The organism is Acidovorax sp. 106 (genome assembly GCF_003663825.1).
Taxonomy (GTDB): Bacteria; Pseudomonadota; Gammaproteobacteria; order Burkholderiales; family Burkholderiaceae_C; genus Acidovorax.
The window spans coordinates 1,631,048-1,643,883 of record NZ_RCCC01000001.1; the positions used below are offsets into that span (position 1 = coordinate 1,631,048).

Annotated in this window: 14 protein-coding genes; 8 read left to right on the forward strand and 6 right to left on the reverse strand. The window is 65.3% G+C overall.

Features of this window, described 5'->3' with window-relative positions; genetic code table 11:
• Positions 1-215 precede the first annotated feature (215 nt).
• From C8C98_RS07210 to C8C98_RS07245, 8 genes are read left to right on the forward strand one after another with little or no spacing between them, the layout of a single operon-like run.
• The gene (locus tag C8C98_RS07210; RefSeq protein ID WP_121453701.1) at positions 216-1,523 is read left to right on the forward strand and encodes an NAD(P)/FAD-dependent oxidoreductase; all 1,308 of its coding nucleotides are present in this window, start codon (positions 216-218) and stop codon (positions 1,521-1,523) included.
• Complete coding sequence (locus C8C98_RS07215; RefSeq protein ID WP_121453702.1) at positions 1,520-2,323, forward strand: DUF1365 domain-containing protein; 804 nt, start codon at positions 1,520-1,522, stop codon at positions 2,321-2,323. The genes C8C98_RS07210 and C8C98_RS07215 overlap by 4 nt, the downstream gene beginning before the upstream one ends.
• A 35-nt stretch (positions 2,324-2,358) precedes the next feature.
• Positions 2,359-3,594 carry a cyclopropane-fatty-acyl-phospholipid synthase family protein gene (locus C8C98_RS07220; protein WP_121456106.1) on the forward strand — a complete coding sequence of 412 codons (1,236 nt, stop codon included), beginning with the start codon at positions 2,359-2,361 and terminating at the stop codon, positions 3,592-3,594.
• 27 nt (positions 3,595-3,621) lie between these two features.
• Positions 3,622-4,173, forward strand: a complete 552-nt coding sequence (locus tag C8C98_RS07225; protein ID WP_121453703.1) for a chalcone isomerase family protein — start codon at positions 3,622-3,624, stop codon at positions 4,171-4,173.
• Positions 4,170-5,456: an MFS transporter gene (locus C8C98_RS07230; protein WP_121453704.1), complete on the forward strand. Its 1,287-nt coding sequence runs from the start codon at positions 4,170-4,172 to the stop codon at positions 5,454-5,456. The genes C8C98_RS07225 and C8C98_RS07230 overlap by 4 nt, the downstream gene beginning before the upstream one ends.
• Positions 5,457-5,514: 58 nt before the next feature.
• The gene (locus C8C98_RS07235; protein ID WP_121453705.1) at positions 5,515-6,060 is read left to right on the forward strand and encodes a DUF3833 domain-containing protein; all 546 of its coding nucleotides are present in this window, start codon (positions 5,515-5,517) and stop codon (positions 6,058-6,060) included.
• Positions 6,057-6,851, forward strand: coding sequence for an SDR family oxidoreductase (locus C8C98_RS07240; RefSeq protein WP_121453706.1), 795 nt, complete (start codon positions 6,057-6,059; stop codon positions 6,849-6,851). The genes C8C98_RS07235 and C8C98_RS07240 overlap by 4 nt, the downstream gene beginning before the upstream one ends.
• Before the next feature lie 23 nt (positions 6,852-6,874).
• Positions 6,875-7,345 (forward strand): nuclear transport factor 2 family protein, encoded by a 471-nt coding sequence (locus C8C98_RS07245; protein ID WP_121456107.1) that lies wholly within the window; start codon positions 6,875-6,877, stop codon positions 7,343-7,345.
• A gap of 145 nt (positions 7,346-7,490) precedes the next feature.
• Here the strand turns inward: C8C98_RS07245 and aroQ are convergent, their stop codons facing one another.
• From aroQ to C8C98_RS07275, 6 genes are all read right to left on the reverse strand, one after another.
• A complete protein-coding gene (gene aroQ / locus C8C98_RS07250) occupies positions 7,491-7,934 on the reverse strand; it encodes a type II 3-dehydroquinate dehydratase (RefSeq protein WP_121453707.1) in 444 nt (147 codons plus the stop codon).
• A 174-nt stretch (positions 7,935-8,108) separates the two neighbouring features.
• The gene (locus C8C98_RS07255; protein WP_121453708.1) at positions 8,109-9,113 is read right to left on the reverse strand and encodes a TRAP transporter substrate-binding protein; all 1,005 of its coding nucleotides are present in this window, start codon (positions 9,111-9,113) and stop codon (positions 8,109-8,111) included.
• 78 nt (positions 9,114-9,191) lie between these two features.
• Positions 9,192-10,472: a TRAP transporter large permease subunit gene (locus C8C98_RS07260; protein WP_121453709.1), complete on the reverse strand. Its 1,281-nt coding sequence runs from the start codon at positions 10,470-10,472 to the stop codon at positions 9,192-9,194.
• A gap of 57 nt (positions 10,473-10,529) precedes the next feature.
• The gene (locus C8C98_RS07265; RefSeq protein WP_121453710.1) at positions 10,530-11,147 is read right to left on the reverse strand and encodes a TRAP transporter small permease; all 618 of its coding nucleotides are present in this window, start codon (positions 11,145-11,147) and stop codon (positions 10,530-10,532) included.
• A gap of 201 nt (positions 11,148-11,348) precedes the next feature.
• Positions 11,349-12,077: a TetR/AcrR family transcriptional regulator gene (locus C8C98_RS07270; RefSeq protein WP_121453711.1), complete on the reverse strand. Its 729-nt coding sequence runs from the start codon at positions 12,075-12,077 to the stop codon at positions 11,349-11,351.
• A gap of 103 nt (positions 12,078-12,180) precedes the next feature.
• Positions 12,181-12,795, reverse strand: coding sequence for a glutathione S-transferase N-terminal domain-containing protein (locus tag C8C98_RS07275; protein ID WP_121453712.1), 615 nt, complete (start codon positions 12,793-12,795; stop codon positions 12,181-12,183).
• Positions 12,796-12,836: the final 41 nt, after the last annotated feature.

A 12,836-nucleotide genomic window follows, 5' to 3' on the forward strand; every position in this document is an offset into this window, starting at 1 on the left:
AAAATGCGCGATATGCTCTGGAACTTCTGGAATGAGTCCCCACTCTATCCATGGCAAGAGCGCGATGAGCGCTCAAACGGTTTAACGTTGCGAAGCCTTTCGGGTCCCTTGGTTCCGACTGCCCTCCTGGAGCGCTTCTCCTCCCTCCCTCTCTTATTCGTTTCGGGACGCTTCGCAACTTTTTTATTCGCTGAGTCGACCAGAGGGGGTCGACCATGAAAGTCGCCATCATCGGCTCCGGCATCTCCGGCCTTTCGGTGGCGCACCAGTTGCGCAGCCAAGCGCATGTCACCCTGTTTGAAGCCGGCAGCTACTTCGGCGGCCACACCCACACCGTGGATGTGACCTTGCCCGATGCGGCGGGCAAGCCCGTCACCCACGGCGTGGACACGGGCTTTCTGGTCTTCAATGAGCGCACCTACCCGAACCTGATCGCACTGCTGGCAGAGCTGGGCGTGGCCACGGCCAAGTCGGACATGTCGTTCTCGGTGCAAGTGCCAGGCGCGCGCAACGGCGGGGCGCTGGAGTGGAGCGGCACCAACCTCTCCACCGTGTTCGCCCAGCGCGGCAACCTCGTGAACCCACGCTTTTTGGGCATGCTGGCCGATCTGCTGCGCTTCAACAAACTGTGCACGCGCATTGCCCAGGCCAATGCAGAGCAGGCACTGATGCAGCCGCTGGGCGACTTTCTGAAGGAACACCGCTTTGGCGAGGCCTTCTGCGACTGGTACTTTTTGCCCATGCTGGGCTGCATCTGGAGCTGCCCTACGGACCAGATGCTGCAGTTCCCGGTGGCCACGATGATCCGCTTTTGCCACAACCACGGCCTCATCCAGGTGGCCAATCGCCCCCAGTGGTGGACGGTGGCGGGCGGCGCACGCAACTATGTAGACAAGATCCTGGCCGGGCTGCCCGACAAGCGCCTGAACACCCCCGTGCGCCGTATTGAGCGCGACGCTGCAGGCGTGCGCGTAGTCACCGACCAAGGCACCGAGCACTTCGACCAGGTCGTGCTGGCCACGCATTCCGACCAATCATTGGCCTTGTTGGCCGCCCCCACACCGCACGAGCGCGCAGTGCTGGGCGCCATCCGCTACCAACCCAACCGCGCTGTGCTGCACACCGACACCACCGTACTGCCCCAGCGCCGCGCAGCCTGGGCGGCCTGGAACTACGAGCGCGCGCAGCAGACGGGCCGCGAGAGCGCCCGGGTGTGCCTGCACTACCTCATCAACCAGCTGCAGCCCGTGCCCTTTGCGCAGCCGGTGGTGGTGTCACTCAACCCGATGCGCAGCATCAACCCCCGCCAAATCGTGGGCGAGTACGAATACGCGCACCCGGTCTTCGACCTGGCCGCCATCGCTGCGCAGCAGCAGGTGCCCGCGCTGCAGGGCCAGCACAACACCTGGTATTGCGGCGCCTGGACGGGCTACGGCTTCCACGAAGACGGCCTCAAGTCCGGCCTGACCGTGGCGCGCCAGTTGGCACCGCGGTTGCAATCCCCCCAAAGGCTGGCGGCATGACCACCGAGCCCAGAGCTGCCCCCACCGCCCAGCCCCTGCTGGGCTTTGGCCAGGTGCGCCACACGCGGCTGCGGCCTGCGCACCACGCGTTTGCCTACGCCACGTTTTTTGCCATGCTGCCGCTGCGCACGCTGGCAGAGGGCGGCAGCCCCGGTGCCCTGGCGGTGAACCGGCGCGGTGCCATCAGCTTCCACGACGTGGACCACGGCGATGGCCGCAGCGCCGAGCAAGGCGGCGCGCTGGCCTGGCTGGACGGCCTGCTGCGCGCCGAAGGCATCGACAACGCCAGCGGCGAGGTGTGGCTGCACACCTACCCGCGCGTGCTGGGCTACACCTTCAAGCCCGTGAGTTTTTGGTACTGCCACCGCGCCGATGGCAGCCTGCGCGCCATCCTGGTCGAGGTGAACAACACCTTTGGCGAGCGCCACTGCTACCTGCTCGATACCCCGCAATATGGCGTGGAGCAGACCGCCCGCAAGGTGTTCCACGTCTCTCCGTTTTGCGAGGTGAGTGGAGGCTATCGCTTTCGCTTCATGCGCACTGCGCCCGGAGAGCAAGACGCAGGCCGCACCGTGGTGCGCATTGACTACGACGACGCCAACGGCCCCCTCATCCAGACCAGCGTGAGCGGCACCCTGCAACCCGCCACCGCCCACATGCTGCGCAAAGCCCTGTGGGGCTACCCGGCCATGACGCTGGCCATCATCGCCCGCATCCACTGGCACGCGCTGCAGCTGTGGCTCAAGCGGGTGCGTTTTCACCGCAAGCCCGCAGCGCCTGCCTCCATCGTGACCCGTTGAATTCCATGCCGACCCAGCCCCGCGAGACCGCCGCCATGAACTCCACCACCGCCCCACGCTCTGCCCCCGCCCTGCCCGCAGGCACGCCCGCTGCGGCGCGCACCGCCCTCAAGCTGCTGCAGCGCTTGCAGCACGGCCAGCTCACGGTGCAAATGCCCGACGGCACGCTGCAGCACTTTGGCCAGGGCAACGGCCCCTCGGCGGCCATCACCTTCAAAAACTGGAACGTGTGCAGCGCCGCCCTCAAGTCGGGCGACATCGGCTTTGCCGAAAGCTACATCGCAGGCGACTGGACCACGCCGCACCTGACCGACCTGCTCAAGCTCTTCATCGCCAACCGCCAGCAGGTGGAAGGCGTGATCTACGGCACCTGGGCCGGGCGGCTGCTGTACCGCATCAAGCACCTGCTCAACCGCAACACCAAGGCCAACAGCCAGAAAAACATCCACGCCCACTACGACCTGGGCAATGCGTTTTATGAGCTGTGGCTGGACGAGACGATGAACTACTCGTCGGCCTGGTTTGAGGGCGACGCGGGCGGCGACCTGCGCACCGCCCAGCATGCCAAAGTGCGCCGCGCGCTGCGCATGGCGGGCGTGCAGGCGGGCGACCGGGTGCTGGAGATTGGCTGCGGCTGGGGCGCGCTGGCCGAGATGGCGACCACCGAATTTGGCGCCTCCCTCACGGGCGTGACGCTGTCGACCGAGCAGCTGGCCTTTGCCCAAAAGCGCATGGCGCAGCACGGCGTAGCGGGCCAGGCCGACCTGCGGCTGCAGGACTACCGCGACATCCACGACGGCCCGTACGACGCGGTCTGCTCCATCGAAATGGTGGAGGCCGTGGGGCGCGAATACTGGCCCACCTACTTCGCCTCCATCAAGCGCCTGCTCAAGCCCGGCGGCAAGGCCTGCATCCAAAGCATCGTCATCGATGACGACCTGTTTGCGCGCTACATCAGCTCCACCGATTTCATCCAGCAGTACATCTTCCCCGGCGGCTGCCTGCCTTGCCCGCGCGAGTTCCGCCGCGAGGCCGAAGCCGCAGGCCTGCGCGTGGTGGACGAGTTTGCCTTCGGCCAGGACTACGCCGAAACCCTCAAGCGCTGGCGTGAGCGCTTTTTGGCGCAGCGCACGCACATCCTGCAACTGGGCTTCGACGAGCGCTTCATGCACATCTGGGAGTTCTACCTGGCCTATTGCGAAGCCGCGTTTGCCATGCAGAACATCGACTTGGTGCAGTACACGCTGGTCAACGACAGCGCTGCCGCCTGAAGACGCAACGGCCACAAGGTGAATACTATGAAAAAGATAGCTGCTTGCGCTTTATTGGCGTGCTCTACAGCCATTTTTTATATAGAGCCTGTGGCAGCACAAGGCAGTGACGCCACGCCCCTGCCCGGCACCGTGCTGGCAGGCCAGGGCACCATGCGCTTTTTTGGCCTGGAGGTGTACCAGGCCCGGCTGTGGGTGGGCCCCGGCTTTGCGTCCGAGCGCTATGCCGACCACCCGCTGGCGCTGGCGCTGACCTACCAGCGCAACTTCACCGCGCAGGCGATAGCCAAGCGCTCCATCGAAGAGATGCGGCGCGTGGCCCCGTTCAGCCCCGAGCAGGCCGAGCGCTGGCAAACCGCACTGCAGGCCGCGCTGCCCGACGTGAAGCCGGGCGACACGCTCACGGGCATCTACCAGCCGGGCAGCGGCGCCACCTTTCGCCTGGGGCCGCGTGTGGTGGGCGAGGTGGCCGACCCCGAATTTGCGCGCCTGTTCTTCGGCATCTGGCTATCGCCCAACACCTCTGAGCCCGCACTGCGCCAGGCGCTGCTGACCGCCCGTACTCAGGCCCGCCCATGACCGCCCCCACACGTCCAGACTTGCGCCCCAGCCAAGGCCTGGCCTATGGCCTGCTGGGCCTGCCCCTGGCCTTTGTGGCACTGCCGCTGTATGTGCTGCTGCCCAACCATTACGCGCGCAACTTTGGCATGCCGCTGGCCACGCTGGGCGTGCTGCTGCTGGCGGCGCGCCTGTTGGACGCTGCCACCGACCCGCTGCTGGGGCGCCTGAGCGACCGGCTGTTCGGCCGCTCGGCCCGCGCTGTGCTGGCCGTGGGTGCGGGCTCGGCCGTGGTGCTGGCGGTGGGCTTGGCGGCATTGTTCTTTCCGCAGGTGCAGGGCGGGCAGGCGCTAGAAATTTGGGCGCTGATATGCCTGCTCATCACTTACCTGGCGTACAGCCAGCTCAGCATTGCCCACCAGTCGTGGGGGGCGCGGCTGGGGGGGGACGAGTTGCAACGCGGCCGCATCGTGGCCTGGCGCGAGGGAGCTGCCCTGGTGGGCGTGGTGCTGGCCTCGCTGCTGCCCGCGCTGGCGGGCCTGCCCGCCATGCTGGGCGTGTTTGCCATCGCGCTGGCCCTGGGCTGGTGGGCCTGGGCACTGGCACCGCGCCCTGCCAACTGCGAGGCCGTGCCCGGTGTGTACCTCCCTCGGCGCCCCACCAGCCTGTGGCGCCCCTGGGGGCGGCCTGCCTTCAGGCGGCTGCTGGCGGTGTTCATGCTCAACGGCATTGCCAGTGCCATCCCAGCCACGCTGGTGCTGTTTTTTGTGCAAGACCGGCTGCAGGCCCCCGCCGCGCAAGAGCCTCTGTTTTTGGGCGCGTACTTTGTGTGTGCAGCGCTGTCGATCCCGCTGTGGCTGCGCGCCGTGGCGCGATGGGGCCTGGCGCGCACCTGGCTGGCGGGCATGCTGCTGGCCGTGGCGGTGTTTGCCTGGACGGCCGCCCTGGGCACGGGCGACGCGCTGGCGTTTGTAGCGGTGTGCGCCCTCTCGGGCATCGCGCTGGGCACCGACCTGGCTCTGCCCAGCGCGCTGCTGGCGGGCGTGATCGCGCAAGCAGGCGACAGCGGCCAGCACGAGGGCGCCTACTTTGGCTGGTGGAACTTTGCCACCAAGCTCAACCTGGCCCTGGCCGCAGGGCTGGCCCTGCCGCTGCTGGGCGTGCTGGGCTACACGCCCGGCACCCGCAGCGAGGCAGGCCTGCAGATGCTCAGCCTGGCCTATGCCGTGCTGCCCTGCGTGCTGAAGCTGGCCGCAGCGGCCGCGCTGTACCAGCTGGTGGTGCGCCGCACAGACGCCCATTGACTCCACCCGCCTCTGTCTGAACCCGAGCCCCCACACCGCAACCCGAGGCACCCTCACCATGATTCCACGCCGCACCCTTTTGGCCGCTGCTGCCGCCACGCCGCTGGCCACCCTCACGGGCTGTGCCAGCCAAAACCTGGCGGGCTACGCCAGCGAAAAACCTGTGCTCGACCTGGCGCAGTACTTCAACGGCACCATCGACGCCCACGGCATCTTCCAGGGCCGCAGCGGGCAAATCGTCAAGCGCTTCACGGTGGTGATGGACTGCCGCTGGAAGGGCAACGAAGGCGTGCTGGACGAAGCCTTCACCTACTCCGACGGCACCACGCAGCGGCGCATTTGGCGGCTGACCAAGCATGCGGACGGCCGCTACACCGGCACTGCAGACGACGTGGTGGGCACGGCCAACGGGCAGACGCAGGGCAACGCCTTTCGCTGGAACTACACGCTGGCCCTGCCCGTAGACGGCACCGTGTACCACGTGGACCTGGACGACTGGATGTACCTGATCGATGACCGCGTGATGCTCAACCGCGCAACGATGAGCAAGCTGGGCTTTCGGCTGGGCGAGATCACGCTGTCGTTCACCAAGCGCCTGCCATGAGCTGGTTTACCGACTTGAACCCCCACATTCGCGACTGGCAGGGGCGGCGTGTGTGGCTGGTGGGCGCCTCCAGCGGCATTGGCCGCGCCACGGCGGCGCTGCTGCATGCGCGTGGGGCGCAGGTCATCGTGTCGGCCCGCAACGCGCAGGCGCTGCAAGACTTTGTGGCCGCACACCCCGGCAGCCTGGCCGTGCCGCTGGACACCGCCGATGCGGCGCAAGTGCAGGCAGCGGCCCGGCAAGTGCTGGCCACCGGAGCGCTGGACCTGGTGTGCTACTGCGCGGGCCACTACCGCGACATGCGTGCCACCGAGTTCGACCTGGCCGAGGCCCTGCGCCATGAAGAAGTGAACTACACCGGAGCCCTGCGCGTGCTGGCCGGGGTGCTGCCCGCCATGCTGGCCTCGGCCCAGGCCGGACGGCCAGGGCATTTGAGCGTGATCAGCAGCGTGGCGGGCTTTCGCGGGCTGCCCAAGAGCCTGGCCTACGGGCCCACCAAGGCCGCGCTCATCAACCTGGCCGAGGCGCTGTACCTGGATTTGCACGCCCTGGGCATGGGGGTGAGCGTGATCAACCCCGGCTTTGTGGCCACACCGCTCACGGCAGGCAACGACTTCACCATGCCTGCACTCATCACGCCCGAGGCGGCCGCCGTGGCCATCGTGCACGGCTGGGAGCGGGGCGAGTTCGATATCCACTTCCCCAAGCGCTTCACCCGCGTGATGAAGCTGCTGCGCCTGCTGCCGTACCGGTGGTACTTTCCGGCGGTGCGCCGTTTCACCGGTTTGTGACGGACTGGTTTGTGAAAGACACCATGCCCACCCCTGCATCCCCAAACCCTGCCGCAGCCCCATCGACCGAGGATGCTGTCACCCGCGTGATCGCTTTCTTTGAGGCGCTGTCGCCCGCTGACGTGGCGCGCATTGACGCCTTTTATGCGGTCAACGCGCGGTTCAAAGACCCCTTCAACGATGTGCAGGGGGTGCCTGCCGTTCAGCACATCTTCAAGCACATGTTTGTGGCGCTGGAGCAGCCGCGCTTTGTCGTCACGGGCCGCGTGGTGCAAGGCCAGCAGTGCTTTTTGACCTGGGATTTTCTGTTCGGCTTCAAGGGCTTTCACACGGGCGTGACGCAGACCGTGCACGGCGCATCCCACCTGGTGCTGGACGATGCCGGGCGCATCACCCTGCACCGCGACTATTGGGACGCCGCCGAAGAGCTGTACGAAAAGCTGCCCGTGGTGGGTGGGCTGATGCGCTGGCTCAAGCGGCGGGCGAACAGCTAATGATGGGTCCGGTACGAACCCACTTGAACCGTTCACGCTGAGCCTGTCGAAGCGCCGCGCAGGGCTTCGACCACCTCAGCCTGAACGGACTTTCAAGTTCAAGGATGCCGACTCCCTCCATTGACTGGGGAGGGACTCAACGCGGTTAAGCGGCCTTGGCCAGCTTGCGCACCAGGTAGTGCAGCGCCATCTCGTAGCCCTGGATACCCAGGCCAGCGATCACACCGTCGGCAATGCCCGAGATGTAGGAGTGGTGGCGGAACTCTTCGCGCTTGTGCACGTTGCTGATGTGCACCTCCACCACTGGCAGCGCCACGCCCGCCAGCGCATCGCGCAGGGCCACGCTGGTGTGGGTGAGGCCACCGGGGTTGATGACGATGCCGCGTGTGCCGTCCAGGCGCGCCGCGTGGATGCGGTCGATGAGGTGGCCTTCGTGGTTGCTTTGGAAGCAGGCGGCGGTGGTGCCCAGCTTGGAGGCTTCGGCGGCAAAGTGGCGCTCTACATCGGCCAGGGTGTCAGCACCGTAAATCTGCGGTTCGCGTGTGCCCAGCAGGTTCAGGTTAGGGCCGTTCAAAAGAAGAATGCTCATGGCGTCAGGCTCAAGAGGTAGGAGGGGGAGGGAGGACTGGGTGGCATTGTCGGCCCAACTGCAACGGGCGTAGCCTACAGGGACCTCAATGACAACACCAGAGTCAGCGGCGTGCGCTGTCTCTGGTGCAGGGGCGGGCCTGCCGCGCTGCGGCAGCGGTCCAGGCAGGGTGGCTTACTTAGCAGCGCGCAGCTTGGCCAGGGTGTCGTACACCTCTTTCACTGTCTCGGCACCCACCTTTTCGCTGTGCTTTTCAATCACGGGCTTCATCTTGGCGCGCAGCTTGTCCAGCTCGGCGGCCGAGAACTCGGTCACCTGCATGCCCGACTTCTTGAGCTGGTCCAGCGCCACGTCTGACTGCACACGCGAGACGCCGCGCTGGAAGGTGGTGGCCTCGGCCATGGCGTCATTGATCAGCTTTTGCTCTGCAGGCGAGAGGCCGTCCCAGAACTTCTTGCTGACGATGACAGCCTGCGGGTTGTACATGTGGCGCGTGATGGCCAGGTGCTTTTGCACTTCGTTGAGCTTGGACGACAGGATGGTGGTGACCGGGTTCTCCTGCCCGTCCACGGCCTTTTGCTCCAGCGCGGTGTACAGCTCGGGGAAGGGCATGGGCACGGCGTTAGCGCCCAAGGCGTTGAACATGTCGATGTAGATGGGCGACTGGATCACGCGGATCTTCAGGCCCGCCAGGTCTTCGGCCTTGGTGATGGGCTTTTTGCTGTTGGTGACGTTGCGAAAGCCCAGCTCCCAGTAGCCCAGGCCCACCAAGTTCTTGGCCTTGAGCTTCTCGAGCAGCTTCTTGCCAAAGGGGCCATCGGTCACGGCATCGGCTTCTTGGGGCGATGCGAACAGGAACGGGAAGTCGTAAATGCCGAACTCCTTGGTCTGCGCCGACAGGATGCCTGCGTTAAGCACCGTCATCTCCACCGTGCCGCCTTGCAGGGCCGACACGGTCTGCAAGTCACCGCCCAACGTGCCGCCAGGGAACAGCTTGACCTGGATCTTGCCGCCGCTCTTGGACGCCACCAAGTCGGCAAACTTTTGCGCGCCCTGGGCCTGGGGGTGGTCTTTCTGGTTCTGGAAGGCGAACTTGATGGTGCGGTCTTGGGCGTGCGCGCCCGAGATCAGCGATGCGGCCACCAGCGCCGTGGCCAGCAGGGTTTTCAAGAGGGTCATGAGAGGCTCCTTGGTTGGGAATGATGAAGCGAGGCCGAAAACGAAATACAGGACGCAGTGCGGGCGAGCCTGAGGGACTTAGCCCCCCAGCAGGCGCAGCGGCACCATCACGATGGACGGGAAGGCCACCAGCAAGAACATGACGATGAATTGCGCCAGCATGAAGGGCATGACGCCGCGCGTGACGTCCGTCATGGAGATGCGCCCCACGCCCGCCACCACGTTGAGCACCGTGCCCACGGGCGGGGTGATGAGCCCGATGGCGTTGTTGATGATGAACAGCACGCCGAAATACACCGGGTCGATGCCAGCCGCTTTGACCACGGGCATGAGCACGGGGGTCATGATGAGGATGGTGGGCGTCATGTCCATGGCGGTGCCCACCACCATCACCAGCACCATGATGGCAATGAGCAGCAGGGTCTGGTTGCCCATGAAGGGCTGCAGCAGGTCAATGATCTTGCTGGGCAGATCGGCCACGGTAATGAGCCAGGCCGACACCATGGCCGCAGCCACCAAAAACATCACCACGGCGCTGGTGCGGGCGGCAGCCTGAAAGATGTCTGCCAATTGCCCAAAGCTCAGTTCGCGGTACACCACCATGGCCACGAACAGGGCGTAAACCGCAGCGACCACAGCGGCTTCGGTGGGTGTGAACACGCCCATGCGCAGGCCCACCAGGATGATGATGGGCAGGCCCAGGGCCCACACGGCTTCGCGCAACGCCTTGAGCAACTCGGCCCGGCTGGCGCGGGGCGGTGGGGCCACTTTTTCGCGGCGCACCAACCACCACCACGTGATGGCCAGTGCCACCCCCAGCAGGATGCCGGGCACGATGCCTGCCAAGAACAGCTTGCTGATGGACACGTTGGCGGCCACCCCAAAAATGACGAAACCGATGGACGGTGGAATGACGGGGGCGATGATGCCTGCCGACGCGATCAGCCCCGCAGAGCGCGCCTTGTCGTGCCCGGCCGCCACCATCATGGGCAACAGCAGCGAAGCCAGCGCAGCAGCATCGGCCACCGCAGAGCCCGACACCGCCGCCAAAATCACCGCCGCCATGATGGCTACGTAGCCCAGGCCACCGGGCACATGGCCCACCACGGCCAGCGCCAGCTTGACGATGCGCTTGGACAGCCCGCCCACGTTCATGATCTCGCCCGCCAGCATGAAGAAGGGCACCGCCAGCAGCGGGAACGAGTCCGCCCCGTTGATGACGTTTTGCGCCAGGATCTGGGCATCGAACAAATCGAGGTGCCACATCAACGCGATGCCGCTGATCAGGAGCGAGTAGGCGATGGGAATGCCGATCGCCATGGCGATCAGCAGGGAGCCAAGGAAGATAGCGACGGTCATGGCACTGGGCGAATGAGGGGGATGGGAATCAGCAGGGCTACCGATGGGCAAAGGCCATCACGGCTTGCGCGCTGGGGTTGGATCGTCTTTGGCCACCACAGGACCGTGCGAGAAATGCGGGGCCACATCGCCCAGGTGGCGCTGCTCCAGCGCTGCCACTTCTTCGCTCTCTTGCACCATGACCAGTTCTTGGTCTGGCGTGCTGGCAAACAGGGTGCGCAGCAAGTCGCGCAACAGGATAGCCATGGAGGAGGCGCCCAGCATCACGCCGCTGGCGTAGAAGATGCCCACCGAGGCGCCGGTGACGGGGGCTTCGGTGTCCCAGTTGATCTCGGCCTGCACCCAGCTGCCTTTGAGCAGCAGCCAAGACACATAGAGCATGGCGATCTGGGCCAGCACCAGGCAGATCTTTTTGCCTGTACGGGGCAGACGCGACACCAGGGCATCGGTGCCCAGGTGCCCGTGTTCACGCAAGGCCACCACGGCGCCCATGAAGGTCAGCCACACGAAGAGCCAGCGCGAGACTTCTTCGGACATGGTGAGCCCCGAGTTGAAGGCGTAGCGCAACACCACGTTGCCGAAGACCAGCACCACCATGACGGCGAGGAACAAGCCCCCGAGCATGTCCAGCGCCCGGGTGTAACCGCGCAAAACGCGGTCCGCAAATTCGAACATCCTTGTCTCCAGTCAATACGTTATCGCTTGTCGGGATAATTTTGTACGAACTGGTTAGTTTTAATCATCGGTGCAAACCCTTGGTGGATGCCTACCCGCACGCGCGCTCTATGCACACGCAAAAACGGGCCGGTTCAGTGAATGAACCGGCCCGTTTGCAATGGGCTTGAGGGACCGAGCGAGGAGCCGATGGACCTGCGTTCAGCAGCGCACAAAGCGCACCACCATCTCGATGATGGAGTCACGCCGCTGCGCCAGAGCGCTGGGCTCATCCAGCGAGCGCTTGAAGATGGCGCTGAACGTGTGGCTGTTGGACACGTTGAAAAAACACAGGGCCGAGATCGACATGTGCAGATCGATCGGGTCCATATCGGAACGGAACACCCCGCCCGCCACGCCGCGCTCATACACCGCCTGAACGGCGTTGATGGCCGGAACATTCAACTCCTGGATGGTGGCGGAGCGGCGTATGAACTCGCCCCGGTGCATGTTCTCATTCATCACCAGACGGATGAATTCGGGGTTGCCCAGTTGGTAGTCGAACGTGAAGCCCACCAGCGTGCGCAGAGCGGCTTCGGGCTCCATGTCTTCGAGCCGCAGCGAGGTTTCGATCTGGCGAATGCGGCGGTAGGCCTCTTCCAGAACCGCAAGATACAAGCCTTCTTTGCTACCAAAATAGTAGTAAATCATGCGCTTGCTGGTGTGGGTCAGCGCGGCGATCTCGTCAATGCGCGCCCCGGCAAGCCCCTTGTCGGCGAACTCGGACGTGGCCACCTCCAGAATGTTGGCCATGGTGCGGTCGGGGTCGTTGACGCGCACGCGCTCTGCAGCCGAGGCGGCTGTGGCGTCGCGAGCGACCCTGCGCCGGGGAGCGGGCACAGTCACAGGCTCGGGCCCATGGGCGGGAGAGGTTCTAACCAGTTCGTTCATAGCAGATATAGCATAAGGCAATATCTGCCAGCCCTCCCTCCTTGGATACCCGGGGGTTCAGCCCCTGCACAGCGGCTTGCGCGCGGCGCAGGAGGTCAGCGCCTCAAGCGGGCTGGGTGTCCGCAAAACTGGGGCGCTGCATCAGCTTGTCCTGCAGCTTGGCCAGGTTGGGGTATTCAGCACGCCAGGCCAGCTCGGGGTAGCGGAACTCCAGCCAACCCAGGGCGCAGCCCACAGCGATGTCGGACAGGCTCAAATGGATGCCACTGCAATACGGCTTGTCACCCAGGCCCTGGCCCATGGCCTTGAGCGCGGCTTGCACCTTGCCCATTTGCCGGTCGATCCAGGCTTGGCAGCGCTGGTCATCGGGGCGGTGCGCCCAGGTGGACTCCATGCGCGCCAAGATGGCGGCGTCCATGGCGCCATCGGCCAGCGCTTCCCAGGTCTTGACCTCAGCGCGCTCACGGCCTTGCGACGGGATGAGCTTGCCCACGGGCGAGAGGGTGTCCAGGTATTCCACGATCACGCGGGAGTCGAACACGGCCTCGCCCCCTTCCATCACCAGGCAGGGCACCTTGCCCAGGGGGTTGGATGCGGACACGGCGGTGTCGTCGCCCCAGACGTTGTCCTGCAGGAACTGGTAGTCGAGCTTTTTCTCGGCCAGCACAATGCGCACTTTGCGCACGTACGGGCTGGTGGTGGATCCGATCAGTTTCATGGGTAAGCAGGAAGTGAATGCCCGCACGCAAACAGCATGCG